This is a genomic window from Micromonospora echinaurantiaca (assembly GCF_900090235.1).
Lineage (GTDB): Bacteria > Actinomycetota > Actinomycetes > Mycobacteriales > Micromonosporaceae > Micromonospora > Micromonospora echinaurantiaca.
In genome coordinates this window covers 4,860,366-4,881,591 of the sequence record NZ_LT607750.1, presented here as the reverse complement: position 1 = coordinate 4,881,591, position 21,226 = coordinate 4,860,366, and the positions used below count along the sequence as shown (strand labels likewise).

23 protein-coding genes and 3 pseudogenes are annotated in these 21,226 nt (G+C 71.3%); 18 read left to right on the top strand and 8 right to left on the bottom strand.

All coding sequences use genetic code 11. The annotated features are described in order from the left end of the window. Positions 1-37: 37 nt before the first annotated feature. Positions 38-676: pseudogene (locus tag GA0070609_RS21860) on the top strand (murein hydrolase activator EnvC family protein); the annotation flags it as partial. Between the two features lie 87 nt (positions 677-763). On the opposite strand, the gene GA0070609_RS21855 reads toward GA0070609_RS21860, so the two are convergent. Beyond that, entirely contained in the window at positions 764-1,945 is a 1,182-nt protein-coding gene (locus GA0070609_RS21855; RefSeq protein WP_088995508.1) for an aminotransferase class V-fold PLP-dependent enzyme, read from the bottom strand. A 71-nt stretch (positions 1,946-2,016) separates the two neighbouring features. Further along, the gene (locus GA0070609_RS21850) at positions 2,017-2,973 is read right to left on the bottom strand and encodes a tyrosine recombinase XerC (RefSeq protein WP_088997895.1); all 957 of its coding nucleotides are present in this window, start codon (positions 2,971-2,973) and stop codon (positions 2,017-2,019) included. Between the two features lie 699 nt (positions 2,974-3,672). On the opposite strand from GA0070609_RS21850, the gene GA0070609_RS21845 reads away from it, so the two are divergent. Both GA0070609_RS21845 and GA0070609_RS21840 read left to right on the top strand, forming a co-directional pair. Next, complete coding sequence (locus tag GA0070609_RS21845) at positions 3,673-4,011, top strand: hypothetical protein (protein ID WP_088995507.1); 339 nt, start codon at positions 3,673-3,675, stop codon at positions 4,009-4,011. Between the two features lie 516 nt (positions 4,012-4,527). Then, entirely contained in the window at positions 4,528-5,886 is a 1,359-nt protein-coding gene (locus GA0070609_RS21840; protein WP_231928374.1) for a M28 family peptidase, read from the top strand. A 196-nt stretch (positions 5,887-6,082) separates the two neighbouring features. Here the strand turns inward: GA0070609_RS21840 and dprA are convergent, their stop codons facing one another. Further along, positions 6,083-7,315, bottom strand: coding sequence for a DNA-processing protein DprA (gene dprA / locus GA0070609_RS21835; RefSeq protein WP_172899383.1), 1,233 nt, complete (start codon positions 7,313-7,315; stop codon positions 6,083-6,085). After that, positions 7,312-7,926 (bottom strand): annotated as a pseudogene (locus GA0070609_RS21830) (ATP-binding protein); the annotation flags it as partial. The gene dprA and the pseudogene GA0070609_RS21830, both read right to left, overlap by 4 nt. 161 nt (positions 7,927-8,087) lie before the next feature. Between GA0070609_RS21830 and GA0070609_RS21825 the strand changes: the two are divergent. The 15 genes from GA0070609_RS21825 (at position 8,088) to GA0070609_RS33375 (ending at position 17,309) form a co-directional block, all read left to right on the top strand. Further along, positions 8,088-8,654 (top strand): helix-turn-helix domain-containing protein, encoded by a 567-nt coding sequence (locus GA0070609_RS21825; protein WP_157748273.1) that lies wholly within the window; start codon positions 8,088-8,090, stop codon positions 8,652-8,654. Next, positions 8,651-8,818: a hypothetical protein gene (locus GA0070609_RS33385; protein WP_157748272.1), complete on the top strand. Its 168-nt coding sequence runs from the start codon at positions 8,651-8,653 to the stop codon at positions 8,816-8,818. The genes GA0070609_RS21825 and GA0070609_RS33385 overlap by 4 nt, the downstream gene beginning before the upstream one ends. 11 nt (positions 8,819-8,829) lie before the next feature. Next, positions 8,830-9,582: a DUF2637 domain-containing protein gene (locus tag GA0070609_RS21820; protein ID WP_157748271.1), complete on the top strand. Its 753-nt coding sequence runs from the start codon at positions 8,830-8,832 to the stop codon at positions 9,580-9,582. A 44-nt stretch (positions 9,583-9,626) separates the two neighbouring features. Next, positions 9,627-11,339 carry a type IV secretory system conjugative DNA transfer family protein gene (locus GA0070609_RS21815; protein WP_231928373.1) on the top strand — a complete coding sequence of 571 codons (1,713 nt, stop codon included), beginning with the start codon at positions 9,627-9,629 and terminating at the stop codon, positions 11,337-11,339. After that, positions 11,336-11,677, top strand: a complete 342-nt coding sequence (locus tag GA0070609_RS21810) for a hypothetical protein (RefSeq protein ID WP_088995502.1) — start codon at positions 11,336-11,338, stop codon at positions 11,675-11,677. The genes GA0070609_RS21815 and GA0070609_RS21810 overlap by 4 nt, the downstream gene beginning before the upstream one ends. Positions 11,678-12,265: 588 nt before the next feature. Continuing rightward, positions 12,266-12,454, top strand: a complete 189-nt coding sequence (locus GA0070609_RS21805) for a helix-turn-helix domain-containing protein (protein ID WP_088995501.1) — start codon at positions 12,266-12,268, stop codon at positions 12,452-12,454. A 112-nt stretch (positions 12,455-12,566) separates the two neighbouring features. Beyond that, positions 12,567-12,728, top strand: a complete 162-nt coding sequence (locus GA0070609_RS33380) for a hypothetical protein (RefSeq protein WP_157748270.1) — start codon at positions 12,567-12,569, stop codon at positions 12,726-12,728. 8 nt (positions 12,729-12,736) lie between these two features. Further along, entirely contained in the window at positions 12,737-13,060 is a 324-nt protein-coding gene (locus GA0070609_RS21800; protein WP_088995500.1) for a hypothetical protein, read from the top strand. Then, complete coding sequence (locus tag GA0070609_RS21795) at positions 13,057-13,446, top strand: hypothetical protein (RefSeq protein ID WP_088995499.1); 390 nt, start codon at positions 13,057-13,059, stop codon at positions 13,444-13,446. The genes GA0070609_RS21800 and GA0070609_RS21795 overlap by 4 nt, the downstream gene beginning before the upstream one ends. A 336-nt stretch (positions 13,447-13,782) precedes the next feature. After that, on the top strand, positions 13,783-14,028 hold the full coding sequence (locus GA0070609_RS21790; RefSeq protein ID WP_088995498.1) for a hypothetical protein: 246 nt from the start codon (positions 13,783-13,785) through the stop codon (positions 14,026-14,028). Further along, positions 14,025-14,255, top strand: a complete 231-nt coding sequence (locus GA0070609_RS21785; RefSeq protein WP_088995497.1) for a hypothetical protein — start codon at positions 14,025-14,027, stop codon at positions 14,253-14,255. Before GA0070609_RS21790 ends, GA0070609_RS21785 begins: the two co-directional genes overlap by 4 nt. Positions 14,256-14,357: 102 nt before the next feature. Beyond that, positions 14,358-14,765, top strand: a complete 408-nt coding sequence (locus GA0070609_RS21780; RefSeq protein WP_157748269.1) for a hypothetical protein — start codon at positions 14,358-14,360, stop codon at positions 14,763-14,765. Positions 14,766-14,913: 148 nt separating this feature from the next. Next, positions 14,914-16,011: a hypothetical protein gene (locus GA0070609_RS21775; protein ID WP_088995495.1), complete on the top strand. Its 1,098-nt coding sequence runs from the start codon at positions 14,914-14,916 to the stop codon at positions 16,009-16,011. Between the two features lie 459 nt (positions 16,012-16,470). Beyond that, positions 16,471-17,151 (top strand): hypothetical protein, encoded by a 681-nt coding sequence (locus GA0070609_RS21770; protein ID WP_157748268.1) that lies wholly within the window; start codon positions 16,471-16,473, stop codon positions 17,149-17,151. Then, positions 17,148-17,309 (top strand): hypothetical protein, encoded by a 162-nt coding sequence (locus GA0070609_RS33375; protein ID WP_157748267.1) that lies wholly within the window; start codon positions 17,148-17,150, stop codon positions 17,307-17,309. The genes GA0070609_RS21770 and GA0070609_RS33375 overlap by 4 nt, the downstream gene beginning before the upstream one ends. A 234-nt stretch (positions 17,310-17,543) precedes the next feature. Here the strand turns inward: GA0070609_RS33375 and GA0070609_RS21765 are convergent, their stop codons facing one another. The 4 genes and pseudogenes from GA0070609_RS21765 to GA0070609_RS21750 all read right to left on the bottom strand — a co-directional run bounded on the left by GA0070609_RS21765 (position 17,544) and on the right by GA0070609_RS21750 (position 21,200). Further along, a complete protein-coding gene (locus tag GA0070609_RS21765) occupies positions 17,544-18,116 on the bottom strand; it encodes a kinetochore Spc7 family protein (protein WP_157748266.1) in 573 nt (190 codons plus the stop codon). A gap of 94 nt (positions 18,117-18,210) precedes the next feature. Continuing rightward, a complete protein-coding gene (locus tag GA0070609_RS21760) occupies positions 18,211-19,764 on the bottom strand; it encodes a recombinase family protein (protein WP_197700176.1) in 1,554 nt (517 codons plus the stop codon). 86 nt (positions 19,765-19,850) lie between these two features. Beyond that, positions 19,851-20,768 (bottom strand): annotated as a pseudogene (locus tag GA0070609_RS21755) (YifB family Mg chelatase-like AAA ATPase); the annotation flags it as partial. A gap of 72 nt (positions 20,769-20,840) precedes the next feature. Next, on the bottom strand, positions 20,841-21,200 hold the full coding sequence (locus GA0070609_RS21750) for a YraN family protein (protein ID WP_088995491.1): 360 nt from the start codon (positions 21,198-21,200) through the stop codon (positions 20,841-20,843). Positions 21,201-21,226 lie beyond the last annotated feature (26 nt).

Here is a 21,226-nt window from a genome sequence, read left to right as displayed (position 1 = left end):
GCGGCGAAGTCCGTCGCTCCCCGGGCAGGCTGCGCCCATGCGACCCACCTCGTTCCGCACCGTCGCCGCGCTCTGCGCCGCCCTGCTGGCCGGTGGACCGGAGCCGCTCGCCCGTCCACCGACCGCCGGGCCGGCGCGGGCCACCACGGCCGCGATCGTTGCGCCGATGGGCGCGGCACCCAGGTCCGCCGCTCCGCCGGGCCGGCGGCGGACAGCGCCCCCGACGGATCGTCCGGCGGCACCGGCCACCGGTGCCGCCCAGGCGCGGTTCCGGTGGCCGCTGGACGGCCCGCCGCCCCTGGCACGCCGGTTCGACCCGCCGCCGCAGCCGTGGCTGCCCGGCCACCGGGGCGTCGACCTGGCCGCCGCGCCAGGCGCGACGGTGCGGGCCGCCGGCCCCGGCGCGGTGCTCTTCGCCGGGCTGGTCGCCGGCCGCCCGGTGGTCACCGTCGGGCACGGCGGTGGCCTGCGCACCACCCACGAGCCGGTCCAGCCGGCGGTCCGCCCGGGCACCCCGGTCTCGGCCGGCACTCCGCTGGGCACGCTGCTGGCCGGGCACGCCGGCTGCCCGGCGCCGGCCTGCCTGCACTGGGGACTGCGGCGCGGCGCGGAGTACCTCGACCCGCTGGTGCTGCTCGGCCTCGGGCCGGTGCGGCTGCTGCCGCTGACCGGTGGCCGGGTTCGCGGCGGGTCTGCCGGCGGCGCGGCCCCCGCTGGTGTCGTCGGGTCAGCGGTGGCGTGGGCGGCGGGTGGCCCGCCGGGGTCAGCGCAGGGCGAGCAGCGGGGGCAGCCGCACCGACAGCCGCTCGTACTCGTCGGCGGAGTTGTAGACCTGCCCACAGAGGCGCAGCCAGCCGCGCCCGTCCCAGGCCATGATCGCCACCTCGGTGGCGATCCGCTCGGCGACGCGGGCGCGCAGCGCCCGAGCCGCGTCGATGGTGGTGGCCAGGCCGGGTGGCAGCGGCACGATCCGCATGGCGATCCCCGGTCCGCCGGGGTCCGGCAGGTCGGCCGGCGCCACCCCGAGTGCGTCCCCCAGCACCCGCTGGCCGTACGCGACGAGCGCAGCGTTGTGCGCGCGTACCCGGTCGACCCCGAGGCTGCGCAGCGTGAACAGGCCCGCCGGCGCCGCCAGCCAGGCGGTGTAGTCCTGCGTCGCCTGCCACTCGACCCGCTGCGGGAACCCGGTGTCCTGCTCCCAGGAGACCACCAGCGGCTCGATCCGCTCCCGCCACCACGGGGCCACCACGAGCACCGCGGTGCCGCGCGGCGCGTAGCCCCACTTGTGCAGGTTGCCCACCCAGAAGTCGGCGCCGATGCTGTCCACCGGGGTGGGCAGCATGCCGGGCGCGTGCGCGGCGTCGACCAGCACCGGAACGCCGTGCTCGCGGGCCACCCCGACGATCGCGGCGACCGGGAAGAGCCGGGCGGTGGCCGAGGTGAGCTGATCGACCACGAGCAGCCTGGTCCGGCCGGGGCGCAGCGCGGCCCGGATCACCTCGACCAGCTCCTCGTCGGTGGCGGCCAGCGGCACCCGCACGGTCCGGGTCACCGCCCCGGTGCGGTGACACTCGCGCCGGATGGACAGGTCGACCGCGCCGTAGCCGTGGTCGGTGGTGAGCACCTCGTCGTCGGGGCGTAGTCCAAGCGACTGGAGGACCACCGCCACTCCGGTGGTGGCGTTCGCGACCAGCGCCGTGCCGTCCGGGTCGGCGCCGAGCGCGGTCGCCAGGTGCCGGCGGGTGTGGGTGATCCGGTCGACGAGCCCCTGGGTGAAGAACCGCAGCGGGTTGGCCTCCATCTCGTCGCGCAGCCGCTGCTGGGCCCGCTGTACGCCGATGGGCACCGCGCCGAACGAGCCGTGGTTGAGGTGGCTGACCGCCGGGTCGAGGGAGAAGAGCAGGCGGGCGCCCGGAATCGGCTCGGGCGGCTGCGGGACGCTCACCCGATGATCGTAGCCGCTGGACGATCTTCCACTGCCCGCTTCGACCGGGCCACGGGACGGCACCGTGGGCGTCAGGCGCGGGGGTGGGCCTGGCGGTACGCCGCTCGCAGCCGCTCCACCGAGACGTGCGTGTAGATCTGGGTGCTGGCCAGTGACGAGTGGCCGAGCAGCTCCTGCACCGCACGCAGGTCCGCGCCGCCTTCCACCAGGTGGGTCGCGGCCGAGTGGCGCAGCCCGTGCGGGCTGATCCGGGGCAGACCCGCCGCCTCGGCATACGTGCCGACGATCCGCCGGGCGGTGGTCGGGTTGAGCCGGCCGCCCCTGGCACCCAGGAAGAGGGCGTCCCGGGAGTGTGGCGCGGCCAGCACCGGACGGCCCCGGCGCAACCACTCGTCGAGCGCCCGCTGTGCCGGGATCCCGTACGGCACGGCGCGCTCCCGGCTGCCCTTGCCGAGCACCCGGACCACCCGCCTGCCGTGGTCCACGTCGGCGGTGTCCAGCCCGCACGCCTCGCTGATCCGGACCCCGGTGCCGTAGAGCAGCTCGAGCAGGGCCCGGTCACGCAACAGCACCGCCTCGGCTGTCGGCTCCGCCGGTGCGTCGCCGCCACCGGGGTACGCATCGGCGTTCCCGTCCGGCGGCGTCCGCTCGGGCGTGCCGGGGGCCTCGACCAGGGCGGCCGCCTGGTCGGCGCGGAGCACGGTGGGTAGTTCTCGCCGCGCGCGGGGGCTGGCCAGGGCCGCCGCCACGTCGGTGGGAAGCAGCCCGGACCGGTGCGCCCAGGCGCTGAACGTCCGCGCCGCGGCCGCCCGCCGGGCCAGCGACGACCGGGCGGCACCCGTCGTGCGCTGCTTCGCCAGCCAGCTGCGCAGCACCGTCAGATCGAGGTCGGCCGGCTGGGCGCAGCCCATCCGGCGCGCGTGGTCGAGCAGCGACACCACATCGGCGACGTACGCCCGCACGGTGTGCGCGGAGCGGTTACGCACGCCGGCCAGGTGGGCCGCGAAGTCGTCCACCGCCTCGCGCATCGCCGCGGGCAGCGCCTCGTGGATGGCCCGGGTGCTGTGCGACTCCCGGCTCACCCCTGCCCCGCTCCCGGCTGGCCCGCGACCGAAACGACCGGCGCCCACGCCCGCATGACCGGCCGGCTCACGCTGTCACGTCGGCTTGGTGGCCCAGCCGTAGCGGTACATCGCACAGACCCACCTTACGGTCGGCGCAGCCGCCGGCCGAGGACCAGTGCCGGGCCACCTCAGCCCGATCACCCTCACGCTCCCGCTCGGTGAGTGCTGCAGCCGAAGCTCTGGGTCCGGTCCGGATACGCGACCCGGGCTCCCGCGCCATGCCGGATGGCTCTGCCCGCCTTCGGCTGAGTGCGAATCGCCGGAGCCCTGGCGTCCGGGCGCGACACGGTTTCCCCGGCGCAGTGCTGGATGGCCCCGCCCACCTCTGTGCAGTGCTGGACGGCGCTGCCCACGTCAGTGCGTGCGTTCGGTCGGAGCCCTGGGTCCGCCTTGTGCGCGGCCGGGCTCGGCGCAGTGCTGGATGGCCCTGCCCGCCCCTCCGGGCCGGATCACGGGTGCGGATATGGGATTCCTTCGACTGTCCACACCCACCAGTGATGGATTCCGGCCGCCGGTACGAGCAGACTTGTTGCACGGGGCGCGGTGAGCCCGGATCGGCTCCACCCGTGCGACCCGGCCGAGCTCGACGAAGGGGGACCGGCCATGGGGGTGGAAGTCGTCCTCTACCGGGTGATCGGTGCCGGTCCTGGCCGGCGGCGGACGTCGTACGTGCCGGCCGAGGTGCTGCCCGACCCGGACGACGTGCTGCTGGATCTGGTCCGGCGGGTCCAGGGTGGCGGCCGTACCCCGCTGCTCGACCGGGTGGACCCGATCGGTGAGCTGCTGGTCCCCGCGGAGCAGGTGGTCCAGCTCCTCGCCGAACTACGCTGCCTGGCCGAGGTGGCCCGGACGACCCCGGAACTGACCCACGTGCGCCGGTTGGACCGGCTCGCCCGGCGGTGCCAGAACCGGGACATGGAGATCCGGTTCGAGGGCGACTGACTGGCCGCCCACGGGACGCTCCTCATCGGGCTCGGACCGCCTGTCGCACAGCCACGTGCGGCAGCACTTCCCGTGTGAGGAGGACCGGGTCGCCAGCGGTGGCTAGCTGGCTGGGTGTGCCCTCGTCGGTCGTCTACTGGTCGCAGCGGTCGTCGGCCGTCCATGGCGGACGCTGATGCCTCAGCGGTCGGCGCGACCGGTGCTCTGGCCACTCTGCTCGTTCTCCCCGGTGTGCCCGGCAGCGTCGTCGGCGTACGGAGTTCGCCGCCGAACCGCAGCGCGCTCCGCCGCTCTGACCTGGCCAGCCGGCCTGGTCAGGGCGGCTGCACGGTCCTCCGGCGGCCCTCCGATCGGATCTTGGAGGACGGCGGAAGAGTGGATAGGTTCAAGTTTCCGTGAGCCCGATCACCATCGGTCGACGGGCTCCGCGAAAGATCAGGAGGACCCATGACCAACGGCGGCCATCCCCTTACATCCTCAACCGACCCAGTTCGCTCCACCGTGAACCGACGGCGGATGCTCACCATCGCCCTCGGTGGCGCCGCCACCGTGGCCCTGCCCGCACCGGCGTGGGCGGCCGACGACCAGCGTCCCGGCGCGTACCGCCCGCCGGCGCTGACCCCGGACGACCGCAAGGTCATCGCGCAGGTGTCGGCCGAGCGGGCGCTGTCGCACCTGCGCGTCCTCAGCGAGGACATCGGGCCGCGCATCGGCGGGACGGCGTCCGAGCGCCGCGCCGCCGACTACATCGCCAAGGAGCTGGACCACCTGGGGTACGACGTCCAGCTGGAACCGTTCGCCGTGGCGGACAAGTTCCTCGGCCAGCTCGCCTCGCCGGCGGGGCTTCCCGCCGACCTGAACTGGCAGGTCGGCGCCTCCCCGCACGCCGCGCTGGACACCACGGTCAGCGGTGACGTGGTGGACGTGGGCGCCGGTGCGCCGGAGAACTATCCCCCGGACGTGACCGGCCGGGTCGTGCTGGTCGACTACGTGGCGGCGCGCCGGGAACAACTGGTGGCCACCGCGCTGGCCCGTGGGGCTGCCGCCGTCGTGCTCCTCGCCGCCGATGGCGTACCCCCGCGGCGGAGCGGGACGTTCTCGCCGACGCTGCCGGGCTCGGCCAGTTCACCGGTACCGATCCCGGTGGTCGGGGTCGCGCAGGCGCAGAAGGAGCGGCTGCGTGCTCTGCTCGCCGCCGGTCGGCTCACGCTGAGCGTCACCACCTCCGCACACCACGGCCTCACCTCCCACAACGTCCTCGCGGACCGGCCGGGGCGCTCGGGTGCCGGCGGACCGGTGGTGATGGTCAGCGCCCACTACGACACGGTCATCGGCGCGCCCGGCGCCAACGACGACGGCTCCGGCACGGTGCTCTGTCTCGAGCTGGCCCGGGTGCTGCGCGCGATCCCGGTCGAAGCCAACCTCCGGTTCGCCCTGTGGGGTTCGGAGGAGCAGGGGCTGGTCGGCTCCCGCTACCACGTCCGGCAGCTCCCGCAGGCGGAGCGGGACCGGATCCTCGCGGTGTACCAGAACGACATGGTGGCCACCAGCTGGGACCCGGCGACCCGGTACTGGCTGCTCTCCTACACCGGCGAGGCCAACCGGGCCACCGACGAGGTGGCGGCCGCCGCGGCCCGTCTCGGCTACGACCCGCGGATCTCGCCGGTGACGCAGCGCGGCTCCAGCGACCACCAGCCCTTCCAGGAGGTCGGCATCGCCAGCGCCAACTTCTCCTGGCGGGGCGAGGAAACCCCGGCCCTCCTGGAGCCGCCGTACCACACCCCGGAGGACACCATCGCCAAGAACATCAGCCTCGAGCGGCTCCAGGTGTCGCTCGAGCTGATCGGGTGCGCCGCGTACGCGACCGCCCGCTGAGCCGGATCCCGCCCGTGCCACGGGAGCTGACGGCATGGGCGGGTGGCACCACCGCGACGGGCGCCGCATCCGGGTCGATCCCGGTGCGGCGCCCGTCACCGCACGGGTCGTGCACCACCGGCCGGCCGGGGCCGCGACCGGACGGCGACGGTTCCGCCACTTCCTCCGCTGCCTGACCTCACCGTCGGACCCGTCGTCAATCGGTGGCCCGCCGGGCCGCCCCTGAGGCGTCACGGTCCGGTGCCCGGCCACCGGTGGCCCTCCCGGCCGGTGGCGGCGCGAGCCGGTAGCCGTCCTCGCGGCGGACCACCAGGGCGAGTTCCTCCAGCATGGACAGCTTCCGCAGCGTGGTCCGCACGTCGACGCCGGCCCGCGCGGCCAGCACGTCCACCGCGACGGTGCCCCGCCGGGGGAATGCCTCGACGACCGACCGTGCCTCGTCGTCGAGCAGGTCGGCCGGCCGCTGCGGACCGCGCGCGACGGGGGCCAGCTCACCGATCGGCCCCACCTCCTCCAGCACGTGCGCGACGCCGGTCACCACCCGGGCCTTCGGGTACTCGCGCAGCAGTTCGTGCGCGCCGACGGACATCGCCGAGGTCACCGGCCCGGGCACCACCATCCCCGGTTTGCCGAGGGCGATCGCGCGGTGGGTGGTCTGGGCCGCGCCGCTGCGCGCCGCGGCCTCCACCAGCACGGTGCCGCGGGTGGCCGCCGCGATCACCCGGTTGCGGATCAGGAACCGTGGCCGCAGCGGTTCCGCACCGGGAAGCCACTCGCTGACCAGCAACCCGGTGTCGGCGATCCGGTCGAACAGCGCCGCGTTGCCCATCGGGTAGGGGCGGTCCACCCCGCAGGCGAGCACCGCCACGGTCATGCCGCCGGCGTTGAGTGCGCCCCGGTGCGCCGCCGCGTCGATGCCGAAGGCGCCACCGGAGACCACCGTCCAGTCCCGGTCGGCCAGCCCGTACCCGAGTTCGGTGGCGACGTGGGTGCCGTACGCCGTGGCGGCCCGCGCGCCGACCACGGCCACCGACCGGTCGAACGCCTCGGCCAGCGGCCAGCAGCCGCGTACCCAGAAACAAAGCGGCGGATCGGTCTCGACGTCCACCCGCCGGTACGCCTCCGGCAGCCGCAGGTCGCTGAGTTGCTCGATGCGTGCCGGCCACTCGTCGTCGTCGGGCACCACGATCCGCGCGCCGAGCCGCTCGGTGCGCTCCACCGCCTCGGCGGCCACGGCTCGGGCGTCCCCGCCGGCCGACCGGGCGGCCACCGCGGCCCGCAGCTTCTCGTCCGGCGCTCCGCCGTCGAGCAGCAGGTCGAGCGCGGCGACCGGCCCCAGCCGCCGGACCAGCCGGTACACCGCGCGGGTGCCGGGCTCGGTGAGCCAGGTCAGCGCCACCCGGGCCAGTCGTTCCTCGTCCCCGCTCACGATCCTTCCCCCGTCCTGAGTCCGATGGCCTCCCGGACGTCCTCCCGGTCGGGCCGGTCCCGCCCGTCCAGGTCGGCGATGGTCCAGGCGAGGCGGATGATCCGGTCGAAGCCGCGGGCGGAGATCGACCCGGAGTCCAGTCGCGCTCGCAGCTCGGCGGTGTCCGGGGCGGCGAGTCGCCAGGGCGGGCGGCGCAGGAACGGGCCGGGTATCTCCGCGTTGAGCCGGCGACCGATCGCCGACCAGCGGGCGGCCGCCGCCTGCCGGGCCGCCACCACCCGCCGGCCGACCGCCGCCGACGACTCGCTCGCAACGGTCGCCTGCATCAGCTCGGCCGCCCGGACCGGGGGCAGCCGCACCTGCACGTCGATGCGGTCCAGCAGCGGACCGGAGAGCCGGCCGAGGTAGCGCCGGCGCACCAGCGGTGAGCACTCGCAGTAGGTGTCGCCGCCCGGCTTGGCACACGGGCACGGGTTGGCAGCCAGGACCAGTTGGGTCCGGGCCGGATATTCGGTGCCGCCCCGGCTGCGGGCCAGCTGGATCCGGCCGTTCTCCAACGGCTGGCGCAGCGCGTCCAGCGCCCCCTTGCTGAACTCGGGCGCCTCGTCGAGCGATCACCATTGACGCCACATCTACAAAGCGGCCCCGGCAGGTGCGCCAACACCTGTGATCCGGGGCCTTGGCCGACAGTGGAGGTCGACCCGCCTTGAGTGTAGAAGCTGTCTCGTGGGCGCTGAACGATGCGCCCGACGTACCCCCCGCCTGCCTGGCTGTGCTGATCGGTCTCGCCAACCACGCGCACGCCAACGGCCGAGCCGCGTACCCGTCTCAGGAACGGCTCGCCCACTACGCCCGGAAGTCGACCCGCTCGGTGCGTACCGACCTGGCGACGCTGGAACGGCTCGGGATCATCCGCCGTGGCGATCAGCGGCACGTAGCGCACCTGCCCACCGACCGGCGGCCGGTTGTCTGGGATCTCGCGATGGAGCGTCGGCGCACCCTACCCACCTCGCTCGACCCGTTCGCCGAGCCGCAGCCTGGTCGACCCAACGAGGTTCCCGAGCCTGTGGATAACCGCCCGGAAGCCTGCTTCCCCCCGGTACCGACCGACCGGAAGCAGGCTTCCAAGCGACCGGAAGCAGGCTTCCGCACCGGCCGGAAGCAGGCTTCCTACGAACCGTCCTTGAACCATCAAGAACCATCCCCGCGCAGCCGCTCCCTTCGGGGCGGCGCTGCGCTGCCGACCGACCCTCGCGCCGAGCAGTGCCCCAAGCACCGGGGATCTCCCGCCAACAACTGCGGACCTTGCCGCAGCGAGGCGATCGGGGGTGCGGCGTGACCGACACCGCTGCCTACGCCCTGGTCCTGGTCCTGATCGGCGGACCCGTCGTGATGCTCGCGCCGTTCGTCATCGCTCGCCGGCTGGCTGAGCGGCACGCAGAGCAGGTCGCCGACGACATCGCCCACCTCTCGGACGTTCCCAACGTCCCCACCCGCTTCTGAGGAGTCCTGCCGTGTCCCGTACTGCCATCACCTCTCGACTGACTACCGGCCTGGTCGCCCTGGTCGCCGGCTACGCATCGTTCACCCACATCTACGACGTAGCCCGCGAGGCTGGCGAGCGAGCGTCGGTCGCTGCCGTGCTCCCGCTGTCCATCGACGGGCTGATCCTGGTCGGCACGCTCGCGATGCTTGACGACAAGCGGAACGGCCGGAAGCCTCGCCTGTCCGCTCGGCTCGCCGTGGCGTTCGGTGTGGTGGCGACCCTGGCTGCCAACATCGCCAGCGCGCAGCCGACCATCACTGCCCGCCTGGTCGCCGCTGTCTCCCCGGTCGCCTTCCTGCTTGCCGTCGAGGTGCTGTCCCGTCGAGGCAAGCTGATCCGGCCTGAGCCGGTCGACCAGGTCGAGCCGGTCAAGGTTGCTGAGCCGGTGGCCGTCGAGCGGGTCGAGCCGCTTGCGCCTGAGCCCGTAGCCGAGCCGGCCGAGGTGACCCCTACCCCGAGCAAGGCTCAGCCGGTCAAGCGGACCAGTGAGCCGAGCCGCAAGCCTGTTCCCCGCTCGCTCACGTCGGCTGACCGGATCATGTCGGCTCACCTCGCCGAGCCGGATGCGACGCACGCCCGGATCGCTGAGCTTGCCGGGGTCTCGGTGGCGACGGTGAAGCGGTACCGGCCGACCCGCTCGGCTGGCTCGCCTTCCCCGGCGCAGCCTGCGTCGACTGCGGTCAACGGCGGTACGCCCGAGCTTGCGGGGGTGGCGGCATGACCGAGCTTGAGCGAGCCATCCGCCGGCTACGGCGCAAGCACACCGTGCCCCGGCTGGTCTACCGCTACGTGTCGGGTCGACCCATCACCGGCAGGGACGGCTACCCGTACCTGAGCCGGGGTGCTGGTCGGCTCGCCGGCTGGCAGCGTCAGGTGATCCGGCTCAGCGTGCCGGCTACGGCTGCGCTGGCAGTGGCTCAGCCCGAGCAGGTCGGCTCACTGGTCGGCTCGGCTGCACTGGTCGCCGGCTGGCGAGCGCGTCGCCGGTTCACCATGCGCCGGTTCAACCGGGAGTACGTCACCCCGACCCTGGCTGCCCTTGCCCCGGCGATGGGTCTACAGACCGGCGTACGGCTGCACGTTGATCCGACGTTGGGCAACCTCACCCCTCGGCTGGCCAAGCCTCTGTCACCCGCTGAGGTGGCCGTGCGTGCCTGGTACGGCGAGCGGGTAGAGCCGGTGATCCGGTGGCTGCCCGACCAGGCTCAGCGGGCAGCGTGGGCGATCCAGCGCAAGGCAGAGCCGGTCACCTCTCGGCTGGCTGTGTTCCGCCGGCCGACCGATCCCGACAAGGGTCCGCGTATCGAGCTGGTTGCCGACACCCCGTATCTAACCAAGGAGCAACGGCACCTGGTCTCTTCGATCATCGGCAGCAAGATCCCGGTCTCTGACCTGGTCGAGTCCTGGCACCAGGTCGGTCCGCGGGTAACGGCTACGTGGACGGTGCGTAAGCGTCCGCCGGCTCGGGTCGGTGTCGACCAGGTCGCCGAGCACCTGCCCCGGCTGGCTGAGTGGGAGTTCTACATCGGGCAGGGTGCAGGCGATCAGCCGGTGATCCTGTCCCTGCGGGACGATTCCCCGCACATCGCGGTCTCTGCCGGGACGGGTGCGGGCAAGAGCGTGCTTGCCGAGCTGGTCGCCGTGCAGGTGCTCGCCCGAGGTGGGCGGGTGGTCATCCTCGACCGCAAGGGCTCGCACCGCTGGGCGCTCGGTCTGGCTGGCGTCGACTACTGCACCCGCCCGGCACAGATGCATGACGCCCTGGTCAGGCTGGCTGCGCTTGCCGATGAGCGGAACACGCTGGCCCTGCACGAGCCGGAAGACTGGGACTGCGGTCCCCGAGTCCTGGTCATCGCCGAGGAGTTGAACGCCACCATCGGGCAACTGGTCAACTTCTGGGCCGAGGTGCGCGGCAAGGGTGACCCCAAGCGGTCGCCGGCTGTCTCGGCTCTGGCTGACCTGCTGTTCATGGGGCGCAGCGCCAAGGTCAACGTGCTGGCCATCGCGCAGATGCTGACCGCTCGCGCCATTGGCGGACCCGAGGCACGGGAGAACTTCGGCATCCGTTGCCTCGCCCGATACACGGCGAACAACTGGAAGATGTTGGTTCCCGAGGCAGCCATGCCCCGTGCATCCCGGACCCTCGGTCGGTGGCAGGTGGTCATCGGTGGGCAGGCGACCGAGGTGCAGGTGGCGTACCTGTCCGCTGCCGACGCTCGCCGGCTGGCATGTCCCCGGTCCTCGGGGACTTCCCAGGTCAGCGGCCTATCAAGCCCTGCCGGGGACTTCCTGACGCTGCGTCAGGCGATCGACGCCGGGGTGATCCCGTGGAAGTTGGATGCAGCGAAGAAGCGTCTACAGCGGAAGGTGGGCGAGGTGCCTACGCCGAGGGGCAAGAGCGGCAACGCAGACCTGTACGCGAGAGCAGATCTTGCCCGGTGGGCGGGCAGCGAGACCGGAGAGAGGATCAGCCAGTGATCGAGACCCTGACCTACGCCAGCCACACCGCGCACCTTGACCCGATGACCGGCGAGGGTCTGTTGGTCCTGCCTCGGGTGGCCGATGACATCGACCTCGGCGGCATGGTCAGCCTGCACGCTGCCGACTGGGATCACGTCATCGGTGACCTGAGTCGGCGAGGCTGGCAGCCGAGCGAGGATGACGACGGGGACCTGGTCCACATCGGCACGACGGCTGACGGTCGCCCGGTCATCGGTCTGTACGGGCGACAGCCGGTCACCTCGCTGCCGAGCGTCGACCAGGCTGCCGAGGCATGGCGGGATCTCCTTGCCGTCGCCCAGGTGGTCACCGAGTAGCCCGACCGGCAGACCGGCTGCCCGTCGCCCTGGTCCTCGGGGTGGCGGGCAGTTGTCGTGAGTGACCCCGGTCACGCTTGCGCCTGAAACGCCGGTCTGCCCGCGATATCTAGGTAGAGGGGTTCGAGCGAGACCACTGCTCACCAGGTCGACCAGTGACCCCGGTCACGCCGACGTTGCCTGACGCCGACCTGAGATCGAATAAGTAGTGAGGGGTTGAGCGAGACCCCTGCGCACCAGGCGGCCCGCGTGACCCCGGTCACAGGTTCCGCCAAAACGCCGACCTGGGACCGACTCAATAGTGAGGGGTTGAGCGAGACCCCGCCGAGCAGGCGACCAGGCGACGGGAAGTGACCCCAGTCACGATGCCCGCCAGAACGCCGAGCTGAGCCGGACTCAATAGTGAGGGCATCTCACCGAGCACCCACCAGCACCACCACGCACGCCGTGTCCCACCAGGGATGCGGCGCTTTTTCATGGCCCTGACCAGTGATGCCGGGGCATCAACCACCACCACCCACCAGGGGGCAGCCATCCCGGCTGTCCCCATCGAGCCATGCCCGGCAACGGGCGGGAAGGACACCACCCGTGATCATCATCGACGGCACCGAGTACATGACCGCCCGCGAGGCAGCGGCACACCTCGGGCTGAGCGTCGGCACCCTGCGGAACCAGCGCAGCGAGGCTCGCTCTCCCATGACCTACATCCGGCAGCTCGGCAGGGTGCTCTACCCGGTCAGCGAGGTTGAGCGGTACGCACGGGAGATCGGCCGTTGAGCGAGGAACTGCGGCGCATCGCCGAGCGCATCGCCAGCGAGGCACCACCCCTGACACCCGACCAGCGAGCCCGGCTACGTGGCTTGCTCAGCGGCGAGTGAGGCGGCACCCCGTGACCGTCGAGCCGTTCCGCCACATCTACCACCGCTGCCCGGTCTGCCGGGAGCGACTGCATGAGTACCTGTTCCGCTACGTCGACCGGATCACCGGCGAGCGGGACCTGACAGCCTGCCTGCCCTGCAAGAGCGGCAGGCCAACCACGACCAGGAGGTGAGTCAGTCAGTGTCCATCGAAGACGAAGACGGCGTGATCTACCCCGACAACCGGCTGATGAGCCTCGGGTGCGAGACCGCCGACCGCATCGCCAACACCGACAGCCGGCGAGTGACCGTCACTGCCGACGAGGCGCAAGCCGTGAACTACTTCCTGGTCTGGGGAGTTGGCTACTGCAACGAGTGTCCGCCCGAGGTCACCTTGCAGTGGCGAGGCAAGCGGCACCGCGACGGCTCGCGCGACATCACCGGCAAGCAGCTTGCCGCCATGCGCGACTACTGGCGGCGCAACCTGGCGATGATCATCGCCGTGGGTACGGGTGTCGCTCGGTGAGCCGCTTCAAGTTCGCCGGCAACTTCGGTGCGATCCATCAACCCGAGTACCGCCGCATGGCGAGAGACGAGAACATCAACCCCCGAGCCTTCCGAGTCCACTTCGCTGCGCTCGGCTACGCCAACCAGATCGGACACGCCGAGTTCGGACCCGGCGAGCTGGCTCAGGCGCTCAGCATCGGCTACGGCCGGCAGGCAGACAAGGCGACCGACAAGGCGGTTGCGGCTGCCAAGCAGATGGGGTTGATCCTGCCTGAGTCCGGCATCCGTTGCCTGATCCTGCCGCACACCCTGTTTCAGACCGGCAAGGGAACCACCTACTGCAAGTTCCACGGCATCGACATCCGGGACCTTGCTGGCGTCCGTAGCCCGGTTGTCCCCCTGTGAGGGGGACAGTGTCCCCCTGTGAGGGGGACAGGGATAGCGGCTGACCTGCGGAAACGCAAACCGCCTCTATCTCTATCTACCCCCACCTGCATGCCTGCCTCGGAGAGCGACTGACGCTCGGTCGCGACCTGCCCTGATCGGCCCGGTACGGGCCGGCTGCCCCGTGCGGCTGCGCGACGGCCGTCCCTGCGGGACTGATGCGGCGGCGAGAGCAAGCAACAGATCAGGTCACCCGATGGGCCCGCGTGAGCGGGCATCGACGGCACGACAGCACACCCGATCAACCGATGGGGCCGGCGAGAGCCGGCCATCACCCATGAACGGAGACCCCTCACCGTGACCCCGATCGTTCTTCCCCTCACCATCACCGGACCCACCGACGACATCGACGCTCTCGACCTGGCCGAGCTGTTCTACGCCGCTGCGTTCGATCGGCAGACCGAGGCCGAGCGTCGGTTGGTCCGTGCCTACGCCACCGGCACTCAGCAGGACATCGGCGACGCGATGGAGGCGGTTGCCATCGCTCGCCGGTTGCTCGCCGACGCGACTGCCGCTGTGCGGCGCATCCGGGGTGACCAGTGAGCAGCCCGAAGCAGGGCAAGCGGGAACGCGAGGCGGCACGCAACCTCGCCCACCAGCGTTGGGCGCTCGCCCACGATGCCAAGTCCGATGCCGCTGCGAGGCTCGCCCGGATCATGGCTGACCCCGAGTCCACCCCTGCCGACATCGCCGAGGCGACCGAGGCGCTGAGCCGGGCTACCTCGCTCTACCGGGAAGCCGAGGCAGCCGCTCGGGCCGCCAACTACTGACCACCCGCAACCCCGAACAGGAGAAACCAACCGACTGTGAACCGTGAGACCTACCGCCCCCGCTCCCGTCGCATCCGTCCCGCCAGGGAGTGGGATGCCGACATGATGATCGTTCCCGCCCTGGTGACCCGCGTGTTGTATAACGCCTACGGTGACTGCTTCACTGTCGAGGCGACGGCGATCAAGCGGGGTGACCACCTCCCCCCGGCTGAGTCCCTGCCGCTGATCAGGGTTCGTCCCCGCGCCGCTTCCTGGACCGCGAACGGGCGGATGATTCAGCGGCTGACCATCGTCACGTTCGCTCAGGACAACGAGCCGCCCATGCCGAACCACCGGGACCTGATCGACCGCTGGGGTTACGTGCTGCCTGACTACCTCGCCGGCCTGCCCGGTGTGGTGATGGAGCTGCGCTCCACCGACAAGGCCACGATCCGCGCCAACCGTCCCGAGTGCCCGTCGTACAGCGCGGTCTACTGGTCCGCTGCCGTCGCGCTGGGAGCCGGGCAGTGACCGGCGAGGCGAGGCGTTCCCGCTTGCGCTGAGCGGCACCAGCGCACGAACAACCGAACAGGCACCATCCATCCCTCGGGCCGGCTACCTGCCGGCCTTTTTTCATGCCCCGACATGGGGCGCCACCCAAGAACGGAGAACAACCACCGTGGCTACCGCCCGCAAGAACACCACCGCCCGCACCGCTACCGCCACCGAGACCGCTGCCGCCAAGCTGGCCGAGGCTCGGGCCCTGCTCGCCACCCGCGAGGCCGCACAGGAGACCGCCGAGGAGACTCACGCCGAGCTGGTCGGCCGACTGACCCGAGGCGATGAGAGCGTGTCGGCTCTCGACCTGCTGACGGCCGAGGCTGAGATCGCCCGTCTCGGCTACCTGATCGAGGCTGCCAAGCGTGCGGTCCCGGCCGCCGAACGGGAGCTGGACAAGGCCGAGGCGATCGACAACCCGACGCTCGCTCGCTGGCTCGCCGAGCGCATCGAGGCTGACGGGTTCGCGTTCGGTCTTTACGGCATGCAGGTCAGGGTGACCACCGACAAGCCGAGCGAGCCGGGGGTGTACCTGTCGCAGTCGAACGCGACGAAGGTCAACCAGTCGACCGGCCTGATGTCCGGTCGGGTCAACCTGCGGGTGATCACCCCCAACCGGGCGACCATCGACGGCGGGGCGATCCTGGCTGGTCTGGCTGCCGTCGACCGTGAGCGTGTCGCCGACCAGGTGCAGGGACTCGCCAGCCTCAGCCCCGAGGGCGTCTCGGTGACGGTCGACATCACCAACCTCAAGCCGAGCCTGCCGACGCTGCCCGAGGAGATCAACGCTCGGCACGTCGAGGATCTGGCCAGCACCCTTGCTCAGTCGATCGCTCGCCGGGGCGGCACGGTCAAGCACGACAGCGGCAACCCGCTCTACGACATGACCGTCAACCGGATCAACTGGACGCTCGGCGAGTGCAGCGTCACCAAGCAGGTTCGCGATGGCGACAAGGTGAGCCGCACCATCCGGGCCGAGATCAACCTGACCACCAAGCACTACCGGCCCGACCAGGTCGCCGAGTACACCGACGCTGCGGTTGCCGCCCTGGTCGATGAGTTCGCCGCTGGCGTCGGCCGGATCAAGGCCGCCCGCGTGATGAGCCGCAACGGGACCGTCGAGGACGCCAAGCCGGGGCAGGAGTTCAGCAACCGGGCGCACAAGACCGAGGTTCGGTTGGTGGTCAGGGTTGAGGCTGCCGCCCAGGTGGCTGGCTGACCGAGGGACAACGGGGAGGGCAGGTAGGTCCGCACCTGCTCTCCCCTTCCCTCTGCGGACATGACATGGCGAACAACGAACACACCGACCGGGGGTGCCTGGTCGAGCACTGCACCCGACCACACCGAGCCCGAGGGCTCTGCCAGACGCACTGGCGACGCTGGCGGCACCACGGGCACCTCGGGCTACTCATCGGCCAGGAGCCGAGCGACGGTCCGGCGTGTCTCGACTGCGGCAAGCCTGTGCCGATCAAGAGCGGCAGGGCATCCAAGTTCTGCACCGACTACCACCGGAACCGCTGGGCGCGACGCCAGCAACGCGAGATCACCGCTGCGCATCAAGCCTCTGACGGCTGCTGAGAGCAGGACCGGCACCAACCCACCCCGCTCCGCGGATCGGGGCTCTACGGCTCGCTGCGCAAGGCGCGCGGGCCTATCTGACGAACAGGAGACAGAGACAGTGAACATCGACAACCGGACCTGCCAGCACTGCGGCGGACCCATCCCGCCCAAGCCTGCGGGCAAGCGGGGACCCGCCCCGCGCTACTGCGGGAAGATCTGCCAGGGCAAGGCCAAGCATCAGCGCGCCTACGTCCCGACCCCTCGGGCTGCGACCATGCCGAGCCGGCAGAAGCACAAGCCGGGCAACGTGTACGGGAGTCTGACCTTGGTCGAGCGGATCGAGTCAAGCGCCAGCGGCGACCCTCGGGCCCTGTTCCGCTGCGAGTGCGGGAACGTCAAGGCGTTGCAGATCAACAACGTTGCCAACGGCATCACGACCAACTGCGCCGACCGGGCCAACCACCCGGACAGTCGGCGACGGGAACTGCTCACGTACGACGGCGCACACAACCGCGTGAAGGCTCAGCGAGGCAGCGCCAGCCTCTACACCTGCCGCTGCGGGAACCAGGCCGAGGACTGGGCCTACTCGCATGCCGACTACGACGAGCGAGCGATGATCAAGGGTCGCGAGGCGCGCAAGCCGTACAGCACCAACCCTGACCACTACTCGCCGATGTGCCGCCCCTGTCACAAGCGGTTCGACAACGCGCACCGCAGGGTGCCCGAGGGTGGTCCGTCCCTCGCTCACGTTGCCCTGTTCATGGCGACCCGCGACCAGGTTGAGGGGGTGGCAGCGTGATCCCAACCGATGCCGAGCGCATCCGGCGCTGGCAACAGGGTCTCTGCGGCTGGTGCGCCGAGCCGCTGCCCGAGGATCGGGCGTACGTGCGGGAGTTCTGCGGCGATCGTTGCCGGCAGGCCAACCACCGCGCGATGAAGCGAGCCGGCCTGCGGTAGATCCGCCGATGTCACGTCGACCCCCTCGGGGTGCTCCCGAATTTCTCGGCACCTCACACCCTGGGGGTCGGCATGCCCGGCGATCCTCCCGAGCAACCCCCGTAGATCGGCCCTGCGCGGGGGTCCGTGGGCCCGGTCACGGTCGACTCTGGGACGGTGGCCCGATGGCCGCGACTAAGACTCGGCGGTAGGGAGATCCCTGCTCAGGGGGTCATACCCCCACCCACCCCGAGGTCAACGCTCGCGTGCGCTACCCAGATCATCGGCGACATCTCGCGCGGAGCCGGCGGCCACATCGCCCGCAGAGCCGGGAGCGGGCTCCTGCCCAGCGTTGCTGGCCTGCCTCAGACGCTTCCACGTCTCTTCGGCTTCCGGCGTGTACGCCAACCGGCCCCGACGGGCGAGGTCTTTCAGTCCAGCGGCATTGATCCGGAAATGGTGAACCTCGCCTTGCATCCCGCTGATCGCAGTACTTGCATGCGTGATCTGGGTATCTACCCCTCGCAGGGAGTTCTTCATTTCTTGCAACTGCTCGCTGAGCTTCCCCTTGGCTGTCTTGGTCTCTGCCAGCGTTGCGCGCAGCTCATCGCTTTCCTGCTGCGCCTTGGCGAGCGCCTCTTGAGCGCGAGATAGCTCGCTCTCCATCCGGGACATCATCGCCTCGGCGATTTGCACTGACTTGTCAGCGATGTCGACCCTTCTGGTTCGCCGGTTCAACAGGTGATCTACCCATGACTTAACCAGTGCGCCGACACCGAGCGCAGCGACAAGCGCAATGCCAATGTTGATCTTTTCGGCGGTAGTCACGATGCCTGCCAGGGGATCGACGGTTGTCCGGTGCTGGCAGGCTACCAACCGTTCACATCGCTACCGGCACGCTCGATCCGGCGGCAGGCGACGCTCAGGCTGCCTTGGCTGCGTTCGCCTGCACCCGCTCCATCAGATCCTCGGGGATGATCACGCGCACCCGCTTGTACTCATCGGGATCGTTCATCGCTTCCAACTCTTCATCCGAGGGGAGCGCGTACACGATCACCTTGAGCCCGGCTTCCCGCATCTCCCGGTTGCGTTCCGCTGCCGTGGTCAGCGTCGCCCACCGCTCCCGGTACGTCTGCCCGGTCGGCTCCAACTCCCACCGATCCGGCTTGGACGGCAACGCCTCCAACGCTTCCCGGCGAGCCTCCAACGCGCTGTACATCTGGGCAAACTCTGCCTTGCCTCGCTCGCCACGGAACAGACCGGCGGTGAGGTGCTCCCGCAACTCGGCAAGGGACTCTTCTACGTCGGCGAGTTCGGCGGCATGGTCCGATCCGGAGACGAACACCCGGCGCATCACCTCCAGGTCGCCGGCCACGAGTAGGAAGGTCTGTTCGGTGATCTGCTCCAGGACGTGAGCGGGGATCGAGGTCATGCCCTCGGGACAGTTCCGGCCAGCGCGGGCACGCAGACCGCAGCGGTAGTACATGCCGTGCCGTCCTCGGTTGCGGTACAGGGGTTCCCCGCACTCGCAGTACGCCACGCGCAGCAGGGGAGAGCCGCCGACTCGGTTGCCTGCTTTCGGGTTGGCGTTCTTCCGCAACGCTTCCTGTAGCTGCTCCCACTGGGCAGCGCTCACGACCGGCTCGGCACGCTGCAACGGCAACCCATCCTCGCCACGGACCAGCCGAGCGAACGTCTCCCTGGTGCCGTCCGGCCGAGTGCGAGTCTCGGTCATCTCGGCGTACCCGAGCAGGGTGTGAGAGCGCAGCATCTTGAGCAGGTTGGCCACGCGCCACTCGGTGCCGGTCGTTGCCTTCCCGGCGCGTACCCGCTGAGCGTCGAGCGGGCTCGGCGTGGCTGTCTCATTGAGCCAGCGCACAACCGAGTTGGCCGACTCCCCGGCGATGATCCGGCGCACGATCTCCCGCGCAACCTTGCTGGTCTCTGGGTCGATCTCCAACCGCCAACCCTGGCCGGTCTCAGCCTTGACGGCCCGGTACCCGTACGGCACGAACCCACCGCGCCAGCGACCCTGCTTCATCAGGTGGGCGAACGATGACCGGGCACGTTCCCGGATCGCTTCAAGTTCGCCTTCCGCCAGCGCGGCAAGGATGTTGACGAACACCGCACCCATCGGGGAGTTGATGTCGAACCCTTCCGAGGTCGACACGATGGCCCGGCCCGTGCTCTTGCACCAGTCCATCAGTGCGGCGAGGTGCAGCACCCGGCGGGACACCCGGTCCAACCGCCAGGCGCAGAGGATGTCGAACCGGGCGACGTCTGCCCTGCCGCCGAGGCTGGTTGGCAGCCACTCGCCGAGCTGCGGGCGCTCCCACGGCGGAACGCTGCCGCTCACGCCTTCGTCCTCGGCCCACCCAGCGATCGTGTGTCCGTTCTGCTCAGCCCATGCCGTGATGTACGCGCGCTGCCGTGCGACCGAGGTCGACTCTTCGCGCTCCCGAGAGAGCCGGATCACGCCGAGAACTCTGCCCACGTTTCCCCCTGCCACTGGATGCTTGGGCAGGGTAGGTGAGCAGGGGGGCGGCGTCAAAGGTTTGACTTCGCGTCGTCAAGGAAGAGCACCCCTCGGTGGGCCAGCGACACCGCGCCCGGGCGGGCCAGCCCCGAGCCGCCGCCGACCAGCGACGGCACGGTGGCGCTGTGGTGCGGCGCCTGGAACGGCGGGCGGCGGATCAGCCGGCCGCCCGCCGGCAGCAGTCCGGCGATCGAGTGCAGTGCCGTGACCTCCAACGCGTCCGCGTCGTCCAGTTCGGGGAGGATCGACGGCAGCCGCTCGGCGAGCATGGTCTTGCCGGCTCCGGGCGGCCCGAGCAGCGCGAGGTGGTGGCCGCCGGCCGCCGCCACCTCCAGCGCCCGCCGGCCCAGCTCCTGCCCGGCGACCTCGGCCAGATCGGGGCCCTCCCCGGCCGGCGGTGGCTCGTCGGCGGCCGGTTCGATCAGCGGCTCGCCGTCGCGGACGAAGCTGACCAACCGGTGCAGGGTGTCCACCGCGCGGACCCGGATCCCGGGGATGACCGCCGCCTCGGCGGCGTTGTCGGCCGGCACGATCACCCGGTCGACGCCGGCCCGGGCCGCCGCCGCGACCATCGGCAGCACGCCGCGCACCGGCCGGACCGTGCCGTCGAGTCCCAGTTCACCGAGGACCACCACCCGCTCCAGCGGGAGTAGCGGCAGCTCGCCGGAGCCGCCCAGCAAGGCCGCCGCGATGGCCAGGTCGAACGCCGAACCGAACTTCGGCAGGGTGGCGGGCAGCAGGTTGAGGGTGATCCGCCGGTTCGGCCAACGCTGGCCGGAGTTGACCACGGCCGCCCGGACCCGGTCCCGGGCCTCGTGCAAGGCGGTGTCCGGCAGGCCGGAGATCACCACCGCTGGCAGGCCGGGCGCGAGGTCGGCCTCCACCTCGACGAGGTGCCCGGTCACCCCGACCAGCCCCACACAGAGCACCTTGGCGTAGCTCATGCCGGCACTCCTCTCCCGTCGGCGCCACCCCGACCGCCCGCCGGACCGCACCACCCGCTCACGTCAGGCATCTCAGAACGCCCCCTTCAGGTGCTCCACCCGGGCCGCCCCGGCGTCGCCGAGCCGTACCGCGATCACGTCGAAGCGGACCTCGTCGGCGGTGGTGCCGGTCTCGGCCAGCCACCGGGCGGCCAGGCCGCGCAACCGGCGGGCCTTGGCCGGGACGACCGCCTCGGCCGGGGTGCCGAACTCGCCCGTGCCCCGGGTCTTCACCTCGCAGAACGCGAGTACCGGCCCGTCCCAGGCGATGATGTCGATCTCCCCGGCGGGGCAGCGCCAGTTCCGGGCCACCGGGCGCAGCCCCGCCTCGATGAGGTGCCGCACCGCGCAGCGCTCGCCGTACGCGCCGACCGCCTGGTTCCGCATCGTCATGCCGGCACGGTCCCGCGGACCGGGCC

What these genes read in the sequence shown, in the direction of transcription:
- GA0070609_RS21850 (WP_088997895.1), bottom strand. Translation starts at nt 2,973, where the DNA reads ATGCGCGAGGCGGTGGACGACTTCGCGGCCCACCTGGCCGGCGTGCGT.
- GA0070609_RS21845 (WP_088995507.1), top strand. Translation starts at nt 3,673, where the DNA reads ATGGGGGTGGAAGTCGTCCTCTACCGGGTGATCGGTGCCGGTCCTGGC.
- GA0070609_RS21840 (WP_231928374.1), top strand. Translation starts at nt 4,528, where the DNA reads ATGCTCACCATCGCCCTCGGTGGCGCCGCCACCGTGGCCCTGCCCGCA.
- GA0070609_RS21780 (WP_157748269.1), top strand. Translation starts at nt 14,358, where the DNA reads ATGATGATCGTTCCCGCCCTGGTGACCCGCGTGTTGTATAACGCCTAC.
- GA0070609_RS21750 (WP_088995491.1), bottom strand. Translation starts at nt 21,200, where the DNA reads ATGACGATGCGGAACCAGGCGGTCGGCGCGTACGGCGAGCGCTGCGCG.